Raw genomic sequence first — 22,393 nt, 5'->3', positions numbered from 1 at the left:
AATCCGCCTCAAGACGGTTCCAGATTCAACCTTCGGGAGGTCTTGAGGAAATCCTGAGCCGGGGGCCCGGAACCCACGAATCGGCGCCCCGGAGGCCTCAGCGCAGGGCGCCGTACGCCCGGGTCGGGCGGACCCGGATCACCACGCGCCGGTCGCGCACCATGGCCGCGCGGTAGTCGTCCCAGTCCGCGTGCTCGCCCTGGAGCGAGCGGTAGAGCTCCACGAGCTCCTCGACGGCGTCGTCGTCGGGCGTCGCGGCCACCTGGGAGGTCTCGGCCTCGCCCTCGATGACGGCGTAGGACCAGAAGTTGTCGCCGTTGACGTGCACGGCGACCCACGGCGTACGACGCACGTTGGCGTACTTGGCGCGGTCGGCGGTGGTCGAGATGCGGATCAGGCCGTCCTCTCCGACCGCCTGCAGGACGTTGGAGAGTTGTGGCTTCCCGTCGCCCTTCAAGGTGGTCAGGACGGCCTGGTGGTTGGCACGGGCGGCTGCGACGGCCTTCTCGATCTCCATGCTCCGAGCCTAGGCGTCAGTCCGCGACGGAGGACTCCGTGCGGCCGGTGGCCACGAAACCCAGCTCGGCGTTCTCCGCGTCCTCGAGCGGTCCGCTCGTCGGCTGCTCGTGGGTGTCGGGGATCATCGCCGCCGCGATGGCCGCGAAGACCATGGCGACGCCGAGCATCGCGAACCCGACGGTGTAGCCGCGCTCGACGGGGATGCCGCTCGGCTCGAGGTGGGCGGTCACGATGCCGGCCATCACCGCGGACCCGATGGAGCCGCCGATGGTGCGGATGTTGGCGTTCATGCCCGAGGCCACGCCGGTCTGCTCGCGCGGGACCGAGGCGATCACGACACCGGCGAGGCTGGAGAACACCAGGCCGGAGCCGATGCCCTGCAGGGTCGTGGCGGCGTACAGCTGCCAGGTGGCGTCGTGGAAGAGGCCCATGGACAGGAAGGCCAGGCCGCTGAGGAAGGCGCCGGTGACGATGACCAGGCGGGCCCCGAAGACGTGGATGAGGCGGGCGGTGAAGAAGCCGACCGCGAAGCTGGCCACGGCCGAGGGCAGCAGCAGCCGGCCGGACTCGGAGATGGTCGCGTCGAAGCCGTAGCCCGCGGCCGAAGGCGTCTGCAGGAACTGCGGCAGGAAGCCGAACGCCGCGAACATGCCGAAGCCGACGAAGGCGGCCACGACGTTGGTCGTCCACACGCCGCGGCGGCGCATCATCTGCATGTCGATCATCGGCACCGGCACGCGCATCTCGACGCGCACCCACGCGACCATCACGACCACGGCGACGGCGAACAGGCCGAGGATCCGTCCGGAGGACCAGCCCCAGGAGTTGCCCTCACTCAGGCCGAGCAGCAGGGCGACCAGCCAGACGGCCAGCAGCACCGCCGGCACGACGGGCAGGCGGCTCGCCGTACGGACGGGGGACTCGGGGATGAAGACCAGGGCGGCCGCGGCGGCAACCGCGGTGGCGATCATGGGCAGCCAGAAGAGCCAGTGGTAGCCGAGCCCGTCGACGATCGGGCCGGCGATGACGATGCCCGCGCCGAACCCGACGGCCGTGAGCGAGGCGATCACGCTGAGCGCGGTGGTGACCCGCTTCGGGTCGAACTCGTCGCGGATGATGCCGAAGGCCAGCGGGAGGACGCCGCCGCCGGCGCCCTGGATGACGCGGGCCGCGATCAGCCAGCCGATCGTCGGCGCCAGCGCCGCGGCCAGCGACCCGACCGCCAGGGCGGTGAGGGTGACCACGAGCATCCGCTTCTTGCCGACCACGTCGCCGACCCGGCCGAGCAGCGGGGTGCAGATCGACGCCGACAACAGGTAGGCGGTCAGCACCCACGTCACCGTGGTCTGGTCGGTGTGGAACTCGATCTGGATGCGCGCCAGCACGGGGACGATCAGCGACTGCAGCAGCGAGAACGACGAGACGGACACCGCGAGCACCGCGAAGGTGATGCTCTGGCGCCCGCGAAGCGAGGAAGTCACGGGGGAGGGCTCCTAGGTGATTTGGTTGCGGTCGACAACCAACGGGGAGAACTCTATTCGTCGCGGCCGGATCGGAGGAATCTGGAGACCATGGAGTCTCGGGACGACGTCGTGAAGACCTACCGCTACCTGCGGCTGGGCATGGTGCTGATGATCCTGTTCCTCGCCGCGGCGGTGGTGATCGCGTGGGCGAAGGTCGACTTCGCCTGTCTCCAGACCTCGGTGAGTGCCTACTACTACACGCCGGCACAGGGCGTCCTCGTCGGTTCGCTCGTCGCGATCGGGGTCGGCATGGTCGTGCTCAAGGGCGACAGCGACCTCGAGGACGTGCTCCTCAACATCGCCGGCATGATGGCGCCGGTCGTGGCGCTGGTGCCCACCCCGCACCCTGGCCGCTGCGCCTCGGTCGTGGTCGACGACGCCCAACGCCGGGCCTCGGTGGAGAACAACGGCTGGTCACTGATCCTGGTCGGGGCCGTCGGCCTCGCCGTGACGGCGCTGGTGCTCCGGCGGGACCGTGCGCGGGGCGACGACAACCGTCAGCACGTCCTGGGCCTCGCGGTCGCGACGGCGCTGTACGCCGGCGGCGCCGTCGCCTTCTGGGCCTGGCGGTCCGGCATCCTCCGCTTCGGCCACTACGCGGCGGCGATCGTGATGTTCGCCTGCCTCATCGGGGTGGTGTGGGGCAACGCGCGCCGCAGCGCCGGGTCGTCGTCGATGCGCGACGCCGCCCGGACCTGGTACGGCGCCATCGCCGGGCTGATGCTCGTGAGCCTGCTGGTCTGGGCGGTGCTGGCCCTAGCCGGCGTGGACCATGCGCTGCTGGTGCTGGAGATCCTGCTCATCGGCCTCTTCGCGTGGTTCTGGGCGATCCAGACCCGCGAGCGCTGGCACGGCACCGGTCTCGACGGGCCGTGACGCGCGCGCGCCGATCCGCTCGGCGCCGACCCCGGCGGTGACGACGAAGGCCATCCCGACGAGCGCCAGCACGTCCGGCCGCTGGCCGAGCAGCACGAACCCGACCACCAGGGCGATCGCGGGCTCGAGGCTCATCAGGGTCCCGAACGCCGCCGTGTCGAGCCGGCGCAGCGCCAGCATCTCCAGGCTGAAGGGCACCACCGGCAGCAGCAGCGCGAGGCCGAGCCCCACGAGCAGGATGCCGGGCTCGATCGACTCCACGACCCGTGGCCCGGCGACCACGGTCGAGACCAGTCCGGCGACCGGCAGCGAGATCGCGAGCCCCTGCAGACCCTCGAGCTCGTCGCCCACCGCCTGGGTCAGCAGGATGTACGCCGCCCAGCAGGCTGCCGCGGCCAGCGCGAAGGCGATGCCGACCGGGTCGGTCCCGCCGTGCCACGGCTGGGTCAGGAGCAGTACGCCGATCGCCGCCAGCGCCGGCCATGCCAGGGCCCGGCCACCGCGGCCGCGGGCGACCGCGACGCCCAACGGTCCGAGGAACTCGAGCGCGCTGGCCGTGCCGAGCGGGATCCGGGCGACCGCGGCCATGAAGAGGATCGTGAGCCCGCCGGTCACGACGCCGAGCAGCACGGCGCCGCGGAGGGCGCGCCGCGACATGGTCCACGGGCGGGGCCGCAGCACGAGCAGCACGATCGCGCCGGCCCAGGACAGGCGCAGCCAGGCCGCGCCCTCGGCGCCGACCCGGTCGAGCAGGCCGACCGAGGCCGCGAGCCCGAGCTGCACGCAGGTCATCGACGCCAGCGCCAGCAGGGCGCCGGTGGGGGCGGGACGTCCGGAGGTGTGGGTGATGGCGGTGGTCATGGGTCCAGTAGAGCCGTCCCTGATCGTTCGCGTCCACGTGAGATCGATGGACAGATCGTTCATCCATCGTGAACGATGTAGTCATGGACCCGCGCCGCCTCGAGCTCCTCCTGCACCTGTCCAGACTCGGGTCGATGCGTGAGGTGGCCGACACCCTCGGCGTGACCACCTCGACGGTCTCCCAGCAGATCGCCGCCCTCGCCCGGGAGGCCGGCACCCCGTTGCTGGAGCACGAGGGCCGCCGGGTGCGGCTCACGCCCGCCGGCCGTCGGCTCGCCGACCACGCCGTCACCGTGCTGGCCGCCCTGGAGGCGGCCCGGGCCGACCTCGACCCCGAGGCCCACCCGGCCGGGACCCTGCGGGTCGCGGCCTTCGCGACCAGCGTCCGCCAGTGCCTGCTGCCGGTGGTGCGGGCGCTCGCCGCGGAGCACCCCGATGTGTCCCTGCGGATCCACGAGCACGAGCCGGCCGAGGCGTTCGAGCTGCTCACCGCCGACGACGTCGACCTGGCCCTGACCTACGACTACAACCTCGCCCCGGCGTCCTTCGATCGCTCGCTCGTGGCGCAGCCGCTGGGGTCTGCGGGCTGGGACCTCGGGGTCCCGGCCGCCCACACGGCGTCGGGGACCTCCCTCGACGTCCTGGCCTCGGTCCGCGAGCGGGACTGGATCGTCAACTCCCGCAACACCGCCGACGAGGAGGTGGTGCGCACGCTCGCCTCCCTGGCCGGCTTCTCGCCCCGCGTCGTCCATCGCGCCGACAGCCTCGAGCTCGTGCAGGACATGATCGTGGCCGGCCTCGGGGTCGGCCTGCTGCCGGCGGGCCAGCCGGTGCTCCCCGGCGTACGCCTGCTCTCACTGCGCGACCCCGACGTCACGCTGCGCGCGTACGCCGTGACCCGGGCCGGCCGCGGTGGCTGGCCGCCCCTCGCCCTGGTGCTCCGCCTGCTCGAGGAGCACCCGCTCGCCTGACGGCCCCCAGATCGGGGAAATCGTCCGCTCACCGGTCGAAGGGGGACGGATCCTGCCTACGTTTCGGCCATGACCGTTCTCCTTCGCGCCGCCGCCGCGGTCGCCGTCCTCGCCCTTGTCGCGCCCGCCGCCCCGGCCAGTGCGGGGAGCTCACCGCGGCTCGACGGGCACTGGGTCGTGAAGACCAAGATCACCTACGACAAGAACAGTCCGAGCAGCGTCGGGTCCGTGGCCAAGAAGCGTTGGTCGTTCACGGCGCAGTGCGACGCGCCCGCTGCGTGCGCCACGACCCTGGTCCGGCCCCGCAACACCGGCCACCCCAAGACCGTCACGACCGTGCTGCACCCGGACGGCTCGCAGTACTCCGGCACGGAGGTCTACAAGTCGGCCTGCTTCCTCTACAGCGGTGGGATCGTGGAGAAGGCCTACACGATCACCGAGAAGACCACCATCAACGTGACCAAGACCGACGCCAACAACGCCGCCACCGCGTTCGGCGGCAAGCTGGTCCTGCTCTTCGCCCCGACGACGGCCGGCAAGAACCACAACTGCCACGCCGACAAGATCGTGCTCAAGCTGCACAGCACCTGACGCGCCCAGCTGCGGCTCGGGCCTACAGTGCCGGCATGACGGGGATCGGAACGGACTGGCGGACGGTCGACGGCGTGGCGACGGCATGGTTCGCCGTCCCCTCATTGACCGCGGGGGCTGGCCTGGCGGCACGCATCCTGGAGCTGGCGCCCGACGCCGCGATCGACCTCCGCGCGACGGGCCTACGGGTGCGGCTCGACCCTGACGAGCGCGCGGAGGCGGTGTCGGCGGCGGCCCGCGACCTCGGACTCGCTGCGGACCCGGCCGTCCTGCAGCACCTGGTCGTCGTGGTCGAGTCTGCGAACCCCTCGGGCGTGAGGTCGTTCTGGCAGGACGTCCTCGGTTACGCGCCCACGGACGCCGGCGGACTGACGGACCCGTTGCGGCGCGACCCCGCGCTCCGCATCCGCGAGTCGGCCGAGCAACGCCCGCTGCGCAACCGCATCCACCTCGACGTGGTCCGGCCGGCCGCGGCCGTCGAGCGGGCGAGGCCCGGTGAACCCTCGGGCCCGTACGGCGTCTGCCACGCCGACCCCGACGGCAACGAGGTCGACCTGGTGCCGGGCGACCCGCTCGGCGAGTCGCCGGGGACCTCCGACTGGCAGGTCGTGTTCGGCGCGATGGCGTGCTACCGCGTCACCTCGTCGGCGCAGCAGCGCGACCTCGCGGCGGCAGCCGCCGCGCTGGCCGACGACGCCGGCTTCCCCCTGCTCGTCGACCTGCGCCCCGGGCTGGTGGTCATCGACAGCGGCAAGGACCAGGCCGACGCGGACGCCCACGGGCTCGACCTCGACTTCACCGACCTCGCCGCGCGCATCCAGGCGACCGCCCGCGACCTCGGGGCCACGGCGGACCCGGCGCTGCCGCGCTTCGTCCAGCTCTTCCTCGACGCCACGGACGTCGCCGCGCTCCGCGCGTTCTGGACCGCGGCGCTCGGCTACACCGCCGACCGGCGGGTCGGGGTGAGCGACATCCACGACCCGCGCCGGCTCGACCCGGTGCTCGTGTTCCAGCAGATCGACGCCTCGGAGGCCGAACGTCGCCGTCAGCGCAACCGCGTCCACGTCGAGCTCGCCGTGCCGGCGGACGTCGCCCGGAAGCGCCTCGCCACGGTCCTCGGGGCCGGCGGCCGCCTCGTGGACGAGGCGGAGGGACGCTGGCGCGTCACCGACCCCGAGGGCAACGAGCTGGTGCTCAGGGCCTGACGACGACGAGTCCCTTCATCCCCATGTCGTCGTGGAGCGCACAGATGTAGTGGAACCGGCCGACCTTGTTGAAGGTGACGGTGAACTTCGAGCCCGGGACCATGAAGCCCGAGTGGAGGTCGCCGCCCTCGTAGTCGGTCGGGTCGCCCGAGGGCTGGAAGATGGCCGGCCCCTGGGGCTCCTCGCCGAACGTCACCGTGTGCGGGGCGCCCACCGACATCGTGTTGAGGAAGTGCACCTTCTGGCCGAGGTGGATGACCACCTTGCGGTGCACGAAGCGCATCAGCATCGCGACGCCGTCGTCGGCGCCCATGAAGACGCGGTGCCGGCTGCTGGCCGCCCGGACCTGGTCCCACAGCGCATAGCCGTCGTTGTTGATGGCGTTGGTCTGCCACTGGGCCTCGGCGTCGATGTCGGCCTGGGTGGCGGGGTAGGGGGCGCCGGCGGGCTGCACGTGCACCACGCCGCGCATCATCACGCCGTGCACCAGGCAGTAGTAGGTGAAGGTGCCCTGGCCGGGGAAGGTCAGCGAGTAGCTCGCGTAGGCGGGCACGGGCAGCGGGCCGGCGTCGGGCCCGGTGGTCAGCACTCCCGAGTTGAAGTACGACGTGCCGTCCATCGTGTCGCCACCCTGCCGCGTCACCTGCTGCGGGTCGGTCGGGTCGAGCGGGGGCAGGCTCGCCTGCGGCGTACCTCCGTCGAGGAACGTCACGGTGTGGATCTCCATCCCGTTCGCCTGCCAGGTGACCGTGTCGCCGGCGTCGATGGTGATGTCGCCGGGCAGGAAGCGTTGTCCCTGGATGGCCATGTCATCGGTCTGCGACCCGACGAGCACGGTCCAGGTCACGGGCGCGGGTGGTGCGCCCGCCTGTGCCGCGGTGGTCACGGCTCCGAGTCCCGCGCCCAGGGCCGCGGTCATCAGCAGGACGGTGGCGGCGGCGACGGTGCGCCCGGTGCGACCGGGGCGCGACAGCAGTCTGATGACCATGGCTTTACTCCTGAGGGGGGGATGAGACGGAGCGGCTCGGTGCTCTCGCCAGATCTACTCCCGCCGCCCGGAGCCGCCATCGCCTCATCCGGGGAAATGGCGACCGGCGCGGCGCAGGATGTCCCCGAAATGCATCGAAGGCCGGTCCTGGTCGGACCGGCCTTCGGTGAGTGGTACGGCATCAGGGACTCGAACCCCGAACCCGCTGATTAAGAGTCAGCTGCTCTGCCAATTGAGCTAATGCCGCGTGGTGAAGCGACGTGAACATTACCAGCGCCTGCCCGACAGGAAAAATCGGGGCGGCAGGTCACAGGGACTCGAGCACGGCCTGCGCCGCGTTGTGCCCGCCGAGGCCCGACACGGCGCCGCCGCGACGCGATCCGGAGCCGCACAGGAGCACCGACGAGACGTCGGTCTGCACGCCCCACTGGTGGGCCGGGGTGTCCAGCCGGGAGCGGTTGGGCGCCCACGGCCAGTCCAGGTCGCCGTGGAAGATGTGGCCGCCCGGCATCGCCAGGTCGGCCTCGATGTCCTGCGGGATCTTCGCCTCGATGCAGGGCCTGCCGTCGGCGTCGGTGGCCAGGCAGGACTCGATCGGCTCGACGAGGTGCTCGTTGAGCGACGCGAGCGCGCGGGCGACCGCGAGCTCCCTCTGGCCGGCCGGGTCCTGCTCGAACAGGGCCGCGGGGGTGTGCAGGCCGAAGTAGGTCAGCGTGTGCGTGCCCTCCGGGGCGTCGCCGAGGATCGAGGGGTCCGAGAGCGAGTGGCAGTAGACCTCGCCCGGCAGCACCGACGGGACCTGGCCGGCGGCCGCCTCGGCGTACGCCTTCTCCAGCTGGGTGTAGTCCTCGGCGAGGTGGAGGGTGCCGGCGAACGCGACCGCCGGGTCGACGCCGGACTTCAGCTGCGGCAGGCGGTCGAGCAGGAAGTTGATCTTGAGCTGGGAGCCCTGGGGCTTGCTGCCCGGCTCCTCCGTCTCGCCCATGAGGATGCGCAGCACCCACGGGGCGACGTTGGAGAGCACGTAGCGCGCCGACACGGTGGTGCTCGCGTCGCCGTCGTGCCAGGTGATCTCGGCGCCGTCGTCGGTGGCGTCGATCCGGCTGACGCCGGCCGAGGTGATGACCTCGGCGCCGGCCTCGGTGGCCGCCTTGGCGAGGGCGTCGGTGACCGCGCCCATCCCGCCGATCGGCACCCGCCACTCACCGGTGCCGTTGCCGATCAGGTGGTAGAGGAAGCAGCGGTTCTGGATCAGCGACGGGTCGTGCATCGAGGCGAACGTCCCGATCAGCGCGTCGGTCGCGACCACGCCGCGCACCGTGTCGTCGCTGAAGCGGCTCTCCACGACCGCGCCGAGCGGCGTGGTCACGAAGTCGCGCCAGATGCCGGGGTCGACCTGGTCGCGGATGGTCCGCTCGGACGGCAGCCGGTCGAGCAGGGTCGGCGCCACGACGTGGGCGAGGTCGGCGACGTCGGCGTAGAACTCGCGCCACGCGTCGTACGCCTCGGGGCTGCCGGTCAGGTCCTCGAAGGAGCGGCGCGTGGCGTCGCCCTCGGGCCGCTCGACCAGGAGGCCGCCGGGCGTCCCGCCGCGCAGCGTCGGGGTGTACGACGCCGTCGTGCGCGAGGCGAGCCGGATGTCGAGGCCGAGGTCGCTGACCAGCCGCTCGGGCATCAGCGAGACGAGGTAGGAGTAGCGCGAGAGCCGCGCCGGGTGACCGCGGAAGGCGGTGGCCGAGACGGCCGCGCCTCCCGTGTGGTCGAGCCGCTCGAGGACCAGGACGGAGAGTCCTGCGCGGGAGAGGTACGCCGCCGAGACGAGCCCGTTGTGCCCACCTCCGACGACGACCACGTCGTACTGCTGCTTCGTCGAGGTCACGGCGCCAACCTACGGCACCCGGGGAATGTCGCGTTGTTGCCCGTCAGTCGGTCTCCGGGATGGAAGGATCGACTGGTCGGAGGGCGACTCGGGGGAGGGGCAGGGGTGTCGAAGCAACGCGGTCTCGTGCTCACCGCGCTGTTGCTGGTCATGACCGTGACCGTCTTCTTCGCGGTGTTCGGCGCGCCCGACGACGGCAAGGTCACCGGCATCTGGCCGGTCGGACTGGCGACCGGCAGCCTGATCGTGGCCGGCCGGCGCTGGGTGCCGTACCTCCTCGTGCTGATCCCCCTCGTCGCGGTCGTCACGATCGCCGCGGGTGGCCGTCCGGTCGAGGTGGCCGCGGGCTACGCCCTCGGCACGGCCCTCGAGGTCTGGCTGATCTGGCGCCTGCTCACCCGCAACGGCCGGGTCCAGCCGGTGCTGCACACCGACGAGGACATGCGCCTGTTCTTCGGCGCGACCGCGCTGGGGGCGTCGGTGACGTTCGTGGTGGCCTTCGCGACGTCCTGGATCTTCGACTGGGGCACGCCGTGGCTGGTCGGGCTCGCCCTCGCCACCGCCCACCTCGCCTCGCAGCTGACGCTGCTGCCGTTCTTCGCCCGGCTCCAGGACCACCCGGCGGTCGCGCCAGTGGGCGAGCGGCTGGTCCAGTGGGCGCTGATCCTGACCCTCACCCCGCTGGTGTTCTACCCCCACCACTTCCCGTCGGTCGTCTTCGCCGTGATCCCGCTGCTGGGCTGGGGCGCGCTGCGCAACACCCAGTGGGAGGCGCTCGTCCAGCTGCTCGTCGTGCTCGGCATCGCGATCGTGCTGACGACCTACGGCTACGGCCCGATCGCGCGCGTCCCCGAGACGTTCGGGATGCCGGTCGACTCACGCGGGGTGGTGCTGTCCACCTTCGCCATCGACTGCGCGATGGTCGTGATCCCGCTGATGCTCACCGTCGGGCAGCAGCTCGCCAACGCCCGCTCGGCGGCGGCGGAGCGCGACAAGGTGAGCAACATCGTCAACAGCGCCACCGGGGTCGCCATCATCGGCACCGACAGCGAGGGCCGGATCACGCTGTTCAACCCCGGCGCCGAGCGGCTGCTCGGCTACGACCTCGAGGACGTGCTGGGCCGCACGACGGCGATGTTCCACAGCCCGGCCGCGATCGCCGACAAGGCCCGCGAGCTCGGCGTCCCCAACGACTACGTCCACGTCGCGCGGGCGCTTGCGATGCCGGAGGCTGCCGGCGGCGACGTGCGGTTCAGGACCAAGTCGGGCGAGGAGCGCACCCACTCGATCACGCTGACGCGGATGACCGACGAGCGCGGTCGCGTGACCGGCTACGTGTCGACGTCGGAGGACGTCACCGAGCGGGTGCGCGCGCAGCGGGCGGCCGAGGAGGCGCTCGAGGCCGAGCGTGAGGCGGTCGAGCGGCTCCGCCAGGTCGACCAGGTCAAGGACGCGTTCGTGTCCTCGGTCAGCCACGAGCTCCGCACGCCGATCACGAGCATCACCGGCTACCTCGAGATGCTGCGCGAGGGCGAGTTCGGCGACCTCAACAGCGCGCAGACCGACGCCGTACGACGGGTGTCGGACAACAGCACCCGGCTGCTCTCGCTCATCGACGACCTGCTGACCCTCTCCCGGGTCCAGGACGACGGGATCGCCCGGTCCGACCGGGTCTTCGACCTGCGCGAGGTGGTCCGCGGGGGCCACGACGTCGTGGCGCCGGCCTGGTCGGCGCGCCCGCTCGACGTGGTGCTCGACCTGCCCCCCGACCCGGTGCCGTTCTTCGGCGACCGCGACCGGATCGAGCGGGTCTTCGTCAACCTGATCGGCAACGCGGTGAAGTTCACCCCCGACGGCGGGGAGGTCGGCATCCGCCTCGACGTCGGCGAGGAGACCGCGGTGGTCGAGGTCCGCGACACCGGCATCGGGATCCCGTCCAGCGAGGTCGGCCGGTTGTTCAGCCGGTTCTTCCGCTCCTCCAACGCCCAGAAGCAGGCGATCCCGGGCAGCGGCCTCGGCCTGTCCATCGCGAAGGCCGTCGTGGAGAAGCACGGTGGCACCATCGAGGTGGACTCGGTCGTCGACGAGGGGACCGCGTTCCGGGTCACGGTGCCGATCGTCGTGTGACCCGCGGTCGCCCTCGTGGAATATCCAAGATTCAACTATCGTTGGAGCCGGTGTCCGTACGACACCTCGAGGAGGTGGGCCCCATGCCCGCAGTGACCGTCAACGACCTCACCACCCTGGAGCGGCTCCGCAGCCCCGGCCTGGGTGACCAGCCGCGCCCCGTCTGGCAGGTGACGACGGCCCCGCAGGGCTACGAGGGCGAGGGCTTCCCCGTCCGCCGCGCCTTCGCCGGCATCGACCTGGCCCAGCTCGACCCGTTCGTGATGATGGACCAGATGGGCGAGGTGGAGTACGCACCCGGCGAGCCCAAGGGCACCCCGTGGCACCCCCACCGCGGCTTCGAGACCGTCACCTACATCATCGACGGCACCTTCGACCACCAGGACAGCCACGGGGGTGGCGGCACCATCACCAACGGAGACACCCAGTGGATGACGGCCGGGTCCGGCCTGCTCCACATCGAGGCGCCGCCGGAGTGGCTCGTGCAGTCCGGTGGGCTCTTCCACGGCATCCAGCTGTGGGTCAACCTGCCCCGCGACGCCAAGATGAACGACCCGCGCTACCAGGACCTCCGCTCCGGCGAGGTCGCCCTCGTCACCTCGCCCGACGCCGGCTCGCTCGTCCGCGTCATCGCCGGCTCCGTGGACGGCCACGCCGGCCCGGGATCGACCCACACGCCCATGACGCTGGTGCACGCCACGATCGAGCCCGGCGCCCGCCTCGACCTCCCGTGGGACGTCGACTTCAACGCGCTCGTCTATGTCCTGGGCGGCAAGGGCACGGTCGGGACCGAGGGTCGCCCCGTCCGGATGGGCCAGTCCGCCGTGCTCGGCGCCGGCGACTACCTCACGATCACCGCCGACGGCAGCCAGGAGAGCCGTTCGCCCAAGCTCGACGTGATCGTCGTGGGCGGCCGCCCGATCCGGGAGCCGCTGGCCTGGGCCGGTCCGTTCGTGATGAACACCAAGGCCGAGGTCCTCAAGGCCTACGAGGACTTCCAGCGCGGCCACTTCGGGCACATCCCTGCCTGACGTCTCTCGCGAGTCAGTAGGTTCCGGGGCATGAGTGCCCGGACCCTGCGTGACGACCACGGCGTGCCGCACGTGCGCGCGGGCTCGCTCCTCGAGCTGGCCCACGAGCAGGGCCGGGTGGCCGCCCACGACCGCGCCTGGCAGCTGGAGTGGCTGCGCCGCCGGGCGACCGGCACGTCCGCGGAGCTCCTCGGCGCCGGGTGCGTGCCGGGGGACCGGCTGGTCCGCAGGACCCGGGTCGCCGACACGGCCCTCCGGGCCCACGCGGCGCTCGACCCGGCGACGCGCGCCTTCGTGGCGTCGTACGTCGCGGGCGTCAACGCCGGCCTGCGCGGCGACGTGCCCGAGCTGCTCACCCTCGGCGCCGAGCCCGGCGCGTGGGAGGAGTGGATGCCCCTGGCCGTCTTCCACGCCCAGCACCTGCTCTTCGCCAGCCTCCCCGGCAAGCTGTGGGACGCCCGCGCCCGGGAGGTCCTGGGCGAGGAGGCGGCCCTGCTGTCGCACGAGGGACCGCTGGCGAGCGGCAGCAACGCGTGGGCGGTCGGCGGTGGCCGGACCGCGAGCGGCATGCCGCTCGTGGCCGGCGACCCGCACCGCACGATCGAGTCGCCCGGCGTCTACCAGCAGGTCCGGCTGGCGTGCGAGGACCCCGACGACGCCTTCGACGTCGTCGGCTTCGCGTTCCCCGGGGTGCCGGGGGTGCAGCACTTCGCACACGCCGGCGACGTGGCGTGGGCGATCACGAACGCGATGGCCGACTACCAGGACGTGTTCGCCGAGCGGCTGCGCCGGGTCGACGGGCGCGTCGAGGCGAAGGGTCCCGACGGCTGGGAGCCGACGGAGTCGCACGCCGAGGAGATCCCGGTCCGGGACGGCGACCCGGTCCCTGTCGAGGTGGTGGTCACGGCCCGCGGGCCGGTCTTCGCTGACGGCGACGACGGACGCGCCTGGAGCCTGCGCGATGCGGCGACGGTGGTGGGGGAGCTGGGCTTCGGCGCCCTGCTGCCGCTGCTGCGGGCCCGCAGCGTCGCCGACGTCGACGCCGCCCTCGACGCCTGGGTCGAGCCGGTCAACAACGTCGTCGTGGCCGACCGCGCGGGCCGGCTGCTCTACCGGATCGCCGGGCGGGTGCCCGTGCGGCCCGAGACGACCCGACGCGGCATCGCCGACGCGGCCGACCCGCACGCCGGCTGGACCGGCTGGCTGGCGCCGCTGCCGCGCACCGTGCTGTCGCCCGACGACCAGGTCGTCACCGCCAACGAGCGCCGTGGGCGCGAGAGCGCCGCGGTCGGCACCACCTTCGCGCCGCCGCACCGCGCCGCCCGGCTGCGCGCCCTGCTCACCGACCGCAGCGACCTCACGCCCGAGGACTTCGCGTCCTTCCACGGCGACGCCCTGCTGCCGACGCTGGCCGAGGTCCGGGACCTGCTGCACGACGCTGGCCCCGGTCCCGTGCACGACGCCATCCTCGGCTGGGACGGCCGGATGGAGACAGGCTCGGCCGGCGCCGCGGCCTTTGCGGCCTGGCGCTCCGCCTTCGTACGACGCCTCGCGGACGAGCCGGTCTTCGCGCCGCTGCGCGTGCCGCTGGTCGACGACCCGGTCTTCGCGCCCTGGCTCGACCTGACCGGCCGGCTGGGGCTGGCGCTGGACTCGCTGCTGCCGGCCGCGCTGGCGGGCGGGACGCCGTACGGGCTGGACCTGCGGGCGCTCGCCGCGGCGGCGCTGGACGACGCCGCGGACCACCCGGAGACCTGGGGGGAGACGCACGTCGTGCGTCCGGTGCACGCCTTCGACGGCTCGGGGCTCGAGCCCCCGACCGTGCCTGCGCTGCCGGTGGCCGGCGACATCGACTGTGTGCGCTGCACGGGCTCGGTGCCCGGCGTCACCGACGCGTGCGCCCGGGGCTCGGTGGCCCGCTACGTGTGGGACCTCGCCGACCGCGAGCGGAGCGGCTGGGTGGTCCCGATGGGGGCGAGCGCGGACCCGCGCGACCCGCACCACCTCGACCAGCTGCCGCTGTGGGCGGCGGGTCGGCTGGCGCCGGTCGTGACCGACTGGGAGCGGCTGCACCCCTGAATTTGCCTGCGGGGAGTGGAACTCCCGCCCCTCCCGGGACTGTCATGGGGTGGGAGGGAAGGGTCATGGGAGATGCAGCGACCACTAGCCTGAGGGCCGACACCGTCAGCGTGGGACGGGTGGAGTCCGTGGGTGCGGACGAGGAGTTCCGGGCGCTGTTCACCGTCTCGTTCGCCGCGGTGGCGCGCACCGTCCACCTCATCGTCGGGGACGGGGCCGTGGCCGAGGAGATCACCCAGGACGCCTTCGTGAAGCTGCTCGGCCACTGGCGGACCGTGAGCCGCTACGAGCGACCCGACCTGTGGGTCCGGCGGGTCGCGATCCGGGCGGCCCAGCGTGAGCGCCACCGGACCTGGCGGCGCGATCAGCTGGAGCGGTCGGTGGCGCCGCGCTCCTGGATCGAGGACCCCGACGGCCCGGACGACCAGGTCCGGGCAGCCGTCGAGACGCTGGCGCCCAAGCAACGTGCGGTCGTCGTGCTCTTCTACTTCGAGGACCGACCCATGGCCGAGATCGCCGACCTGGTCGGGTGCTCGGTCTCCGCCGGGTGGTCCCAGCTGCACACCGCCCGGAAGCGGCTGGCCCGCCTCCTCGCCGAGGAGGTGCACGACGATGTCCGTTGACGACCGACTGCGGGACGCGTTCCGCGTCGACGACGCGACGTGGGAGGCACGCACCTCCTCGGCGTACGACGCCGTGGTGACCGGGGCCGCTCGCGCGCGCCGGCGTCGCGTGGCACTCGCCGGCGGCGGGACCGCGGCCGCGCTGGCCCTGGTCGGCGCGCTGGTGCTGTCCGGCTGGCGGCCGCCCGACGTCTCGCCCGCGCCCGCGCCGGCACCACCCGCGAGCAGCGCGCCGGCGCACGAAGCGCTCCCCGGGGGACCGCTGGACGGCGACTGGCGGACCGCGCCCCTCACGCGCGAGGCCGTGTCGCGCACCCTGCGCGAGGCGGGGCTGGGGTCGGCCGAAGGCTACGTCGCGAGCCTGCCGCAGGGTGTCTTCCGCATCCACCTCCGCATCTACGGCGGCCTGGCCAACACCTACGTCGGCTCGCGGCAGTCGGATCACTACTTCCTCCTGACGACGGCTCGCAAGACGGTGATCCGTCCCTTCACGGCCGACGACGGCAGCACGGAGTACCGGCTGGACGTCGTGGACGGCCGCCTCGTGCTGTCCGTCGCGGAGACGTTCCGTCGGATCCCGGGCGAAGGCCTCAGGCAGGCCCTGTTCACGTCCGTGCGGTTCACCCGGGAGTGATCCTCACGGAAATGCAGGACGGCCCCGGCACGAAGCCGGGGCCGTCCTGTTCTGACTGGGGTGAGTAACGGGACTCGAACCCGCGACATCTGCGACCACAACGCAGCGCTCTACCAGCTGAGCTATACCCACCAAGGCGAATCCCGGCAGTGCCGGGATCGGTGAGGAGTGTACTAGTCGGTCCCGGGATTGCCGGAATCGGGCACGTCCTCGGTGATGCCGGTCAGCGCGCCGCCGTGCTTGGCCGCGATCGTGCGGGCCCGCTCGCTGTCCGGACCGGGCGAGGCGACGAAGACCGCCTCTCGGTAGTAGCGCAGCTCCTCGATGCTCTCCTGGATGTCGGCGAGCGCCCGGTGGTTGCCGCGCTTGGCCGGCGCCTGGAAGTAGGCGCGCGGGAACCAGCGCCGCGACAGCTCCTTGATCGAGGAGACGTCGACGATCCGGTAGTGCAGGAACGCCTCGAGGGTCGGCATGTCCCGGGCGAGGAACGAGCGGTCGGTCGCGACCGTGTTGCCGGCCAGCGGCGGGCGGCTTCCGTCGGGGCAGTGCTGGCGGATGTAGGCGAGCACCTGCTCCTCGGCCTCAGCCATCGTGATGCCGTGGTCGAGCTCCTCGAGGAGCCCGGACTTCTCGTGCATGGTGCGGACGAAGTCGTTCATCTGCGCGAGCGCCTCGGCCGGCGGCTTGATGATGAGGTCGATGCCCTCACCGATGACGTTGAGGTCGAAGTCGGTCACGAGCGCCGCCACCTCGATGAGGGCGTCCGCCCCCAGGTCGAGGCCGGTCATCTCGCAGTCGATCCACACCAGTCGCTCGTTCACGAGGAGCCACCTTACTGCGCGAGTTCCCACACCGGATTCTCAGTCGGACCTCAGTGACGCGACCTAGCCTCGGGGGTGTGATGCGGTGGCTCGGCCTGGCGGCACGTCTGGTGACGGGTGGCGTGTGGATCGTCGCCGGGGCCCTCAAGCTGCCCGACCCCTACGCGAGCGTGGCCGCGGTCCGCGCCTACGACCTGCTGCCCGAGGCGGTGGTGCCGACCGTGGGCCACTCCCTGCCGGTCGTCGAGGTCGTCATCGGTACGGCGCTGGTCCTCGGCGTGCTCACCCGCGGCGCGGCCCTGATCTCGTCGGTGCTGTTCGTCGCGTTCATCATCGGGATCTCCTCGGTGTGGGCGCGGGGCATCTCGATCGAGTGCGGCTGCTTCGGCGGGGGAGGCGCGCAGCCCGGCGCGTCCTCGTCGTACCCCTGGGAGATCGCCCGCGACGTCGGGCTGCTCCTGCTCTCGCTGCTCCTGGTGCGATGGCCGCGGACGCGGCTCGCGCTGGACGGCCTGCTCTTCCGGCCGCTCACCGCGGCGCCCGAACCCACCCCGCGAGGCTGACCGATGTCGAAGAAGAACCGTGAGGAGTCCCGCGCCGAGCGCGCGGCTGCCGCCCTGATCGCCCAGCAGCGGCGCGAGCGTCGGCGCAACCTGATGGTCGTGGCCGCCGTCGCGGCCGTGCTGGTCGTGGTGGTGGTCGTCGGCGTCGTCGTGCAGAGCCGTCGCGACACCGCCGGCGCGGCCGCGACGACCCCGCAGGGCGTGACCGGCGGTTACTCGGTGGTGGTCGGCAAGGCCTCGGCACCCAGGACCCTGACGGTCTACGAGGACTTCCAGTGCCCGATCTGCCGGGAGTTCGAGAGCCAGACGGGCACCAAGCTCCGTGCGGCGGTCGCGGCGGGCAAGGTCCGCATCGACTACCGGATGGTCGCCTTCCTTGACCGCGCGTCGAGCACCGACTACTCCTCCCGCGCGCTCAACGCCGCCGCGGTCGTCCTCGACACCTCCGGCGTCGCGACCTTCGAGAAGTTCCACGACCTGCTCTACGCCCACCAGCCCGAGGAGGGCTCCGCCGGACTCACCGACGACCAGCTGGTGCAGTACGCCGTGCAGGCCGGCGCCACCGAGAGCGCCGTACGGCCGGGGATCGAGGGTGACGACTTCCACCAGTGGGTCGTCAACGCCACCGACCAGATGTCCAAGAACGGCGTCAACGGCACGCCCACCGTGCTGGTCGACGGCAAGCCGACCGGCACGACCCTCGCCGCTGCGATCCAGGGGGCGCTCGGCGCCATCTCGTGAGCGCGGTGTTCGAGGTTTTCCGGTTCGCCGCCCGGCGCTGCCAGACTTCACGCGGTGAGCACCCTGCCTGACATCACTGACTTCGTCGCCGGCCTGCCCAAGGCCGAGCTCCACGTCCACCACGTCGGCTCCGCCTCGGCCCGGATCGTCGGCGGCCTCGCCGAGCGCCACCCCGGGACGGTGCCCAGCGATCCCGAGGAGCTGCGGAAGTTCTACGAGTTCCGCGACTTCGCCCACTTCATCGAGGTCTACCTCGCGGTCGTCGACCTCGTGAAGACCCCCGACGACATCCGCTACCTCACCTACGAGGTGGCCCGCGAGATGGCCGAGGGTCAGCAGCTCCGGTACGCCGAGCTCACCTGCACGCCGTACACGTCCGTGCGGCCGCACGAGGACGGCGTCGGCATGCCGATCGAGGCCTACACCGAGGCGATCGAGGACGCCCGGGTCGCCGCGCAGCGCGACTTCGGCCTGGTGCTCCAGTGGATCTACGACATCCCCGGCGAGAGCGGGCTGCCCGCGGCCGACGCCACCCTCGACTACGCGCTCAACCACCGCCCCGAGGGCCTGGTCGGCTTCGGGCTCGGTGGACCGGAGATCGGCGTGCCCCGTCCGCAGTTCGCCCCCCACTTCCAGCAGGCGCTGAGCGCCGGGCTGCACAGCGTGCCGCACGCCGGCGAGACGACCGGTCCGGACACGGTGTGGGACTCGCTGCGCCTCCTCGGCGCCGAGCGGATCGGCCACGGCACGTCCTCGGCACAGGACCCGGCGCTGCTGGCCCACCTCGCCGAGACCGGCGTCCCGCTCGAGGTCTGCCCGTCCTCCAACATCGCCACCCGCGCGGTCGCCAGCCTCGCCGAGCACCCCATCGTGGCGTTCCGCGACGCGGGCGTGACGATCACGGTCAACTCCGACGACCCGCCGATGTTCGGCACCGACCTCAACCGCGAGTACGTCATCGCCGCCGACCTGCTCGGCCTCGACGAGTCCGGGGTCGCGGACCTGTCGCGCGCCGCGGTCAACGCCTCGTGGGCACCGGACGACGTCAAGGTCCGGATCCTCGGCGAGATCGACGCGTACGTCGCTCGCTGAGCGCCCGACTCCGGGAACGCACAGGCCCCGCGGACTCATACTCCGCGGGGCCGATTCCTTTCTATCTCGACAGGGCCCGCACGCCGGGGACCTCGACGCGTGTCGTCGGGGACGACAAGCGGGCGAGGTAGCGGGCGAATCCGCTGGCCACGCGCCCCTGCTGGCGGCCCGACGTCGTGACCTGGGTGGCCGCGGTGGCGCACCACGGCAGACCCGCGGACCTGACGGCCGCCACGAGGCGCACGTCCTCGTGGGCCGGGGCGGGCTGGAAGCCCCCCGCCACCTGGGAGGCGTGCAGGGTCAGGCCGAGGTTGGCGCCGTGCACGTGCGGGTGTCCCTCGCCCAGCTGGTGGCGGGCCCGCCACTGGTCCCAGATGTGGGGCGGCAGGTCGGTCCGCGCGGGGACCACGGTCCCGACCACCATGGCGAATCCGGCGTCGGCGAGCATCAGCTGGGCCGCGAGCCAGTGTTCGGGCACCACGCTGTCGGCATCGGTGTGCGCCAGCCACACCAGCTCCGGAGGCGTGGAGAGGGTGTGGCGGACGACGTGGTCAACACCCGCACGCCGGGCGGCCCCGACATTGCCGGCCCGGCTGACGACCACCTGGGTGGCGGGCCACCCCGTCGCGATCTCGACGGTGCGATCGGTGCAGCAGTCGGCCACGACGGTGATGCCCACCCGCACACCCGGCCGCACCTCGGCGAGGTGGTCGGCCGCGCGGCGTACCGAGGCGAGGCACCGTGGGAGGAGTCCCTCCTCGTCGTGGGCGGGGATGACCACCTGGACCTGGTCGATGGCGGTACGCACGCGCGGCGGGCTCATCGGGCGGGATCCGGCCAGTGCCCGGACCGGGCCAGCACGCAGATCTCGACGTCGGGGTCCCGGTAGCGGGCGACCTCCGGGGGCAGCAGCGGGCTGGTGCGGAGCCGCTCGTGCACCTCGGGGCCGTCGAGGACCCAGCCCTCGACCGGATGACGCCAGTGGCAGAGCAGCACGACCCCGTCCTCGGTGAGTGACCCCTCGATGCGAGCGGCGAGAAGGTCGAGATCGATCGGGCTCAGGAAGTAGCCGACCTCGGAGACCACGACGAGGTCGAAGGCTCCCTCGGGCCAGTCGGTGGGGACGGTTGCGTGGGTGACGTGCACGGCGCTCAGGTGACCGAGCCGCCGCCGCGCGGCGGCCACGGCGGAGGGGCTGCTGTCGACCGCGACGAGCTCGTCGCAGCGACCGGCCAGGTCGTGCGCCAGGGCGCCGCGGGAGCAGCCGACCTCGAGGGCGCGGCGGAAGCGTGGCCGGGGGAGAACCGCCAGGGTGAGCCGGCGTTTGCGCAGCTCGTACCAGCGGTCGTCGACACCCCAGGGGTCGGCGTCGGCCCGGTGCAGGACCTCGAGGGCGTCGTCGGCGCCCCCCTCCCCGGTCACGAAGTGCTCGACCCGGGAATCGAAGTGGGCGAGGACGTGGCCGGGGAGCAGCACCTCGTCGTGCGGGAGGTCCGACAGGGGTTCGACCTGGCTCGTGTGGCTCTGGACGGCCAGCCACTTGCGGCGGGCCGCTTCGTCGTCGAGGTCGACCCGGCTCATGGCTCCCCACGGCGCCTCGTCGACGCTCCGGGCGTGCCACATCCAGATGGGGTACTCGGCGAGCCGGGCACCGGTGCGCACTGCCGCCGCGGCGGCCGCCCTGCCGGCCGCCTCGTGGTCGGGGTGCCCGTCGTGGCGCCAGGGCGCGACGAGCAACGTCGAGCGACCGTCGCCGATCAGGTCGACGAGGCTGGCCGTGACCTCGGCCTCGGTCTGCTCCACCCGGCCGTCGGGAAGCCCCAGGAAGACCAGCGGAGCGCCGGGGGCCAGGATCTCCAACGCTTTCCGGGCCTCGGCGAGGCGACGGGTCGCCAACGTCTGCGGTGTGGTGGTCGGTGAGCCGGGGTGCGAGGCCTCGCCGGCCGTGAGCAGCACGACGTACGGCGTGGTGCCGGCGTCGTGGGCGGCGGCGATGAGCCCGCCCGCTCCCAGGCTCTCGTCATCGGGGTGGGCGGCCACGACCACCAGCCGGCTGCAGGGGACGTCTCCGTCCGTCACAAGGAGCGGCACCGTGCCCCAGCCGGGGTGGCGCCGCCATTCCTCCGCGGGGGTGCCGGGGCTGTCGTGCGTGAACGGAGCGGTGGTCACCAGGGGCACCCGGTGCCCTCGAGCAGCTGGCGTCCGAGCGCGGCGGCGTCGCGCGCGGCGTGGTGCTGGCGGAGGTAGAGGGTGAGGTCGGCGACCCGGCGTGCGTGCGCCTCCTCGAGGGCGAGTGGAGCCGGCCCGAGCGCATGTCCCGTCTGGGTGAGGACGGTCTCGGCCGCCTCGACCACGACCCCGCGTGCGCGGCTGGCGAGGAGGGCGCCCACACCACCGGACGCCTTGCCGTCGTCGACCAGCCGCGCCGCCTCGGCCAGGACCGTGCGCGCGGCGTGGAGTCGGAGGTCGACGACGCCGAGGTGGGCCTGTGCCACCTGGTCGGGGGGTCGCTCCCCGGCGGCCGCCCAGAGCCGACGAGCGACGCCGACCGCGCCGCCGTACCAGACCGCGGCCACGCCGATGCCGCCCCAGGCGAAGCCGTCGCGGCGCAGGTACCACCCGGGGTCGCCCACGGGCGTGGCGGGAACCCGGTCGAGCTCCACCGGTCCGCTGGCCACCTCGTGCAGGCCGAGCGCGTGCCAGGCGCCGTCGGTCACGCGCACGCCCGGGTGTCGCAGGTCGACACTGAAGAGTCCGCGCTCGTCGCCGACCCAGGCCGTGACCAGCGCATGGGTGAGGTTCTCCGCCAGCGAGCACCACGGCTTCGTGCCGTCAAGGACGTGACCCCCGTCGACGGGCGTGGCGGTGAGGCGCACGCCGGGCCCCTCGGCCGCGAAGACACCCCAGGTCGTTCCCGAGGGCATCGCCTGGCCCGCCTCGGCCAGGATCGCGGCCGCGTCGAGGTGCGGCTCGAGGGCGCGGGCGACGGAGAGGTCGACGGCGGCGACCGTGGCCAGTGCCTCCCAGAGCAGGACGGTGGCGGACCGCCCGGGGAGCGGAAGCCGCTGACCCCAGCGCTCGGCGAGCTCCAGCGCGCTCGTGGGGACCCCGCGTGAGGCCAGGTGGGCGGCGTCGGCAAGCTGAGCCAGGAGCCGTCCGTCGTCCGGGGGCCGATCGTCCCGCAGGTGGACCGGCCAGGTCGGATCGTCCGGCACTCGACTCCTCGGGGGTGGGTAGCTCCCGCGGCGCGGGTGGTCGTCCCCCCAACC

At 72.8% G+C, this 22,393-nt stretch carries 21 protein-coding genes and 2 tRNA genes; 12 read left to right on the top strand and 11 right to left on the bottom strand.

Annotated elements, in window-relative coordinates:
* Positions 1–97 precede the first annotated feature (97 nt).
* Both FB382_RS13240 and FB382_RS13235 read right to left on the bottom strand, forming a co-directional pair.
* Positions 98–517: a PPOX class F420-dependent oxidoreductase gene (locus FB382_RS13240; RefSeq protein WP_182539819.1), complete on the bottom strand. Its 420-nt coding sequence runs from the start codon at positions 515–517 to the stop codon at positions 98–100.
* Positions 518–533: 16 nt separating this feature from the next.
* The gene (locus FB382_RS13235; protein WP_220481343.1) at positions 534–2,000 is read right to left on the bottom strand and encodes an MFS transporter; all 1,467 of its coding nucleotides are present in this window, start codon (positions 1,998–2,000) and stop codon (positions 534–536) included.
* A gap of 90 nt (positions 2,001–2,090) precedes the next feature.
* On the opposite strand from FB382_RS13235, the gene FB382_RS13230 reads away from it, so the two are divergent.
* Positions 2,091–2,918, top strand: a complete 828-nt coding sequence (locus FB382_RS13230) for a hypothetical protein (protein WP_182539817.1) — start codon at positions 2,091–2,093, stop codon at positions 2,916–2,918.
* Here FB382_RS13230 and FB382_RS13225 read toward each other — a convergent pair.
* Positions 2,799–3,779, bottom strand: a complete 981-nt coding sequence (locus FB382_RS13225; protein WP_182539815.1) for an EamA family transporter — start codon at positions 3,777–3,779, stop codon at positions 2,799–2,801. The genes FB382_RS13230 and FB382_RS13225 overlap by 120 nt on opposite strands.
* An 83-nt stretch (positions 3,780–3,862) precedes the next feature.
* On the opposite strand from FB382_RS13225, the gene FB382_RS13220 reads away from it, so the two are divergent.
* The 3 genes from FB382_RS13220 to FB382_RS13210 all read left to right on the top strand — a co-directional run bounded on the left by FB382_RS13220 (position 3,863) and on the right by FB382_RS13210 (position 6,546).
* The gene (locus tag FB382_RS13220) at positions 3,863–4,750 is read left to right on the top strand and encodes a LysR family transcriptional regulator (protein WP_182539813.1); all 888 of its coding nucleotides are present in this window, start codon (positions 3,863–3,865) and stop codon (positions 4,748–4,750) included.
* Positions 4,751–4,819: 69 nt separating this feature from the next.
* Positions 4,820–5,341 carry a hypothetical protein gene (locus FB382_RS13215; protein WP_182539811.1) on the top strand — a complete coding sequence of 174 codons (522 nt, stop codon included), beginning with the start codon at positions 4,820–4,822 and terminating at the stop codon, positions 5,339–5,341.
* A 35-nt stretch (positions 5,342–5,376) separates the two neighbouring features.
* On the top strand, positions 5,377–6,546 hold the full coding sequence (locus FB382_RS13210) for a VOC family protein (RefSeq protein ID WP_182539809.1): 1,170 nt from the start codon (positions 5,377–5,379) through the stop codon (positions 6,544–6,546).
* Here the strand turns inward: FB382_RS13210 and FB382_RS13205 are convergent.
* The 3 genes from FB382_RS13205 to FB382_RS13195 form a co-directional block, all read right to left on the bottom strand.
* The gene (locus tag FB382_RS13205) at positions 6,536–7,534 is read right to left on the bottom strand and encodes a cupredoxin domain-containing protein (RefSeq protein WP_182539807.1); all 999 of its coding nucleotides are present in this window, start codon (positions 7,532–7,534) and stop codon (positions 6,536–6,538) included. The genes FB382_RS13210 and FB382_RS13205 overlap by 11 nt on opposite strands.
* A 171-nt stretch (positions 7,535–7,705) precedes the next feature.
* Positions 7,706–7,781 (bottom strand) — tRNA-Lys (locus FB382_RS13200).
* A 60-nt stretch (positions 7,782–7,841) separates the two neighbouring features.
* Complete coding sequence (locus tag FB382_RS13195; RefSeq protein WP_182539805.1) at positions 7,842–9,413, bottom strand: FAD-dependent oxidoreductase; 1,572 nt, start codon at positions 9,411–9,413, stop codon at positions 7,842–7,844.
* 105 nt (positions 9,414–9,518) lie between these two features.
* Between FB382_RS13195 and FB382_RS22885 the strand changes: the two genes are divergently transcribed.
* The 5 genes from FB382_RS22885 (at position 9,519) to FB382_RS13170 (ending at position 15,907) form a co-directional block, all read left to right on the top strand.
* The gene (locus FB382_RS22885; RefSeq protein WP_182539803.1) at positions 9,519–11,540 is read left to right on the top strand and encodes an ATP-binding protein; all 2,022 of its coding nucleotides are present in this window, start codon (positions 9,519–9,521) and stop codon (positions 11,538–11,540) included.
* Positions 11,541–11,623: 83 nt separating this feature from the next.
* Entirely contained in the window at positions 11,624–12,571 is a 948-nt protein-coding gene (locus FB382_RS13185) for a pirin family protein (protein ID WP_182539801.1), read from the top strand.
* 30 nt (positions 12,572–12,601) lie between these two features.
* A complete protein-coding gene (locus FB382_RS13180) occupies positions 12,602–14,650 on the top strand; it encodes a penicillin acylase family protein (protein WP_182539799.1) in 2,049 nt (682 codons plus the stop codon).
* A 65-nt stretch (positions 14,651–14,715) separates the two neighbouring features.
* Positions 14,716–15,273 (top strand): RNA polymerase sigma factor, encoded by a 558-nt coding sequence (locus FB382_RS13175; RefSeq protein WP_182539797.1) that lies wholly within the window; start codon positions 14,716–14,718, stop codon positions 15,271–15,273.
* Positions 15,263–15,907: a hypothetical protein gene (locus FB382_RS13170; RefSeq protein WP_182539795.1), complete on the top strand. Its 645-nt coding sequence runs from the start codon at positions 15,263–15,265 to the stop codon at positions 15,905–15,907. Before FB382_RS13175 ends, FB382_RS13170 begins: the two co-directional genes overlap by 11 nt.
* A gap of 56 nt (positions 15,908–15,963) precedes the next feature.
* On the opposite strand, the gene FB382_RS13165 is transcribed toward FB382_RS13170, so the two are convergent.
* Together FB382_RS13165 and orn are read right to left on the bottom strand one after the other, a co-directional pair.
* Positions 15,964–16,039 (bottom strand) — tRNA-His (locus tag FB382_RS13165).
* Between the two features lie 41 nt (positions 16,040–16,080).
* Positions 16,081–16,695: an oligoribonuclease gene (gene orn / locus FB382_RS13160; RefSeq protein WP_220481760.1), complete on the bottom strand. Its 615-nt coding sequence runs from the start codon at positions 16,693–16,695 to the stop codon at positions 16,081–16,083.
* 113 nt (positions 16,696–16,808) lie between these two features.
* Here orn and FB382_RS13155 point away from each other — a divergent pair, with 113 nt between their 5' ends.
* The 3 genes from FB382_RS13155 to FB382_RS13145 are packed head-to-tail and all read left to right on the top strand — an operon-like array spanning position 16,809 to position 19,124.
* Positions 16,809–17,291: a MauE/DoxX family redox-associated membrane protein gene (locus FB382_RS13155; protein ID WP_182541512.1), complete on the top strand. Its 483-nt coding sequence runs from the start codon at positions 16,809–16,811 to the stop codon at positions 17,289–17,291.
* Positions 17,292–17,294: 3 nt separating this feature from the next.
* Entirely contained in the window at positions 17,295–18,032 is a 738-nt protein-coding gene (locus FB382_RS13150) for a DsbA family protein (protein WP_182539793.1), read from the top strand.
* Positions 18,033–18,086: 54 nt separating this feature from the next.
* Entirely contained in the window at positions 18,087–19,124 is a 1,038-nt protein-coding gene (locus FB382_RS13145; RefSeq protein WP_343055599.1) for an adenosine deaminase, read from the top strand.
* 61 nt (positions 19,125–19,185) lie between these two features.
* Here FB382_RS13145 and FB382_RS13140 read toward each other — a convergent pair whose 3' ends face one another.
* The 3 genes from FB382_RS13140 to FB382_RS13130 are packed head-to-tail and all read right to left on the bottom strand — an operon-like array spanning position 19,186 to position 22,339.
* Complete coding sequence (locus FB382_RS13140; RefSeq protein WP_182539791.1) at positions 19,186–19,947, bottom strand: glycosyltransferase family 2 protein; 762 nt, start codon at positions 19,945–19,947, stop codon at positions 19,186–19,188.
* The gene (locus tag FB382_RS13135) at positions 19,944–21,293 is read right to left on the bottom strand and encodes a PIG-L family deacetylase (RefSeq protein WP_182539789.1); all 1,350 of its coding nucleotides are present in this window, start codon (positions 21,291–21,293) and stop codon (positions 19,944–19,946) included. Before FB382_RS13135 ends, FB382_RS13140 begins: the two co-directional genes overlap by 4 nt.
* Positions 21,290–22,339: an acyl-CoA dehydrogenase family protein gene (locus FB382_RS13130; protein WP_343055598.1), complete on the bottom strand. Its 1,050-nt coding sequence runs from the start codon at positions 22,337–22,339 to the stop codon at positions 21,290–21,292. The genes FB382_RS13135 and FB382_RS13130 overlap by 4 nt, the downstream gene beginning before the upstream one ends.
* Positions 22,340–22,393: the final 54 nt, after the last annotated feature.

Source organism: Nocardioides ginsengisegetis (genome assembly GCF_014138045.1).
In the GTDB taxonomy this organism is placed as follows: domain Bacteria; phylum Actinomycetota; class Actinomycetes; order Propionibacteriales; family Nocardioidaceae; genus Nocardioides; species Nocardioides ginsengisegetis.
The sequence above is the reverse complement of the archived record's forward strand: the minus strand, read 5'-3'. Positions and strand labels throughout refer to the sequence as shown.

What these genes read in the sequence shown, in the direction of transcription:
- FB382_RS13240 (WP_182539819.1), bottom strand. Translation starts at nt 517, where the DNA reads ATGGAGATCGAGAAGGCCGTCGCAGCCGCCCGTGCCAACCACCAGGCC.
- FB382_RS13230 (WP_182539817.1), top strand. Translation starts at nt 2,091, where the DNA reads ATGGAGTCTCGGGACGACGTCGTGAAGACCTACCGCTACCTGCGGCTG.
- FB382_RS13225 (WP_182539815.1), bottom strand. Translation starts at nt 3,779, where the DNA reads ATGACCACCGCCATCACCCACACCTCCGGACGTCCCGCCCCCACCGGC.
- FB382_RS13220 (WP_182539813.1), top strand. Translation starts at nt 3,863, where the DNA reads ATGGACCCGCGCCGCCTCGAGCTCCTCCTGCACCTGTCCAGACTCGGG.
- FB382_RS13215 (WP_182539811.1), top strand. Translation starts at nt 4,820, where the DNA reads ATGACCGTTCTCCTTCGCGCCGCCGCCGCGGTCGCCGTCCTCGCCCTT.
- FB382_RS13210 (WP_182539809.1), top strand. Translation starts at nt 5,377, where the DNA reads ATGACGGGGATCGGAACGGACTGGCGGACGGTCGACGGCGTGGCGACG.
- FB382_RS13205 (WP_182539807.1), bottom strand. Translation starts at nt 7,534, where the DNA reads ATGGTCATCAGACTGCTGTCGCGCCCCGGTCGCACCGGGCGCACCGTC.
- FB382_RS13185 (WP_182539801.1), top strand. Translation starts at nt 11,624, where the DNA reads ATGCCCGCAGTGACCGTCAACGACCTCACCACCCTGGAGCGGCTCCGC.
- FB382_RS13180 (WP_182539799.1), top strand. Translation starts at nt 12,602, where the DNA reads ATGAGTGCCCGGACCCTGCGTGACGACCACGGCGTGCCGCACGTGCGC.
- FB382_RS13175 (WP_182539797.1), top strand. Translation starts at nt 14,716, where the DNA reads ATGGGAGATGCAGCGACCACTAGCCTGAGGGCCGACACCGTCAGCGTG.
- FB382_RS13170 (WP_182539795.1), top strand. Translation starts at nt 15,263, where the DNA reads ATGTCCGTTGACGACCGACTGCGGGACGCGTTCCGCGTCGACGACGCG.
- orn (WP_220481760.1), bottom strand. Translation starts at nt 16,695, where the DNA reads ATGACCGGCCTCGACCTGGGGGCGGACGCCCTCATCGAGGTGGCGGCG.
- FB382_RS13155 (WP_182541512.1), top strand. Translation starts at nt 16,809, where the DNA reads ATGCGGTGGCTCGGCCTGGCGGCACGTCTGGTGACGGGTGGCGTGTGG.
- FB382_RS13150 (WP_182539793.1), top strand. Translation starts at nt 17,295, where the DNA reads ATGTCGAAGAAGAACCGTGAGGAGTCCCGCGCCGAGCGCGCGGCTGCC.
- FB382_RS13140 (WP_182539791.1), bottom strand. Translation starts at nt 19,947, where the DNA reads ATGAGCCCGCCGCGCGTGCGTACCGCCATCGACCAGGTCCAGGTGGTC.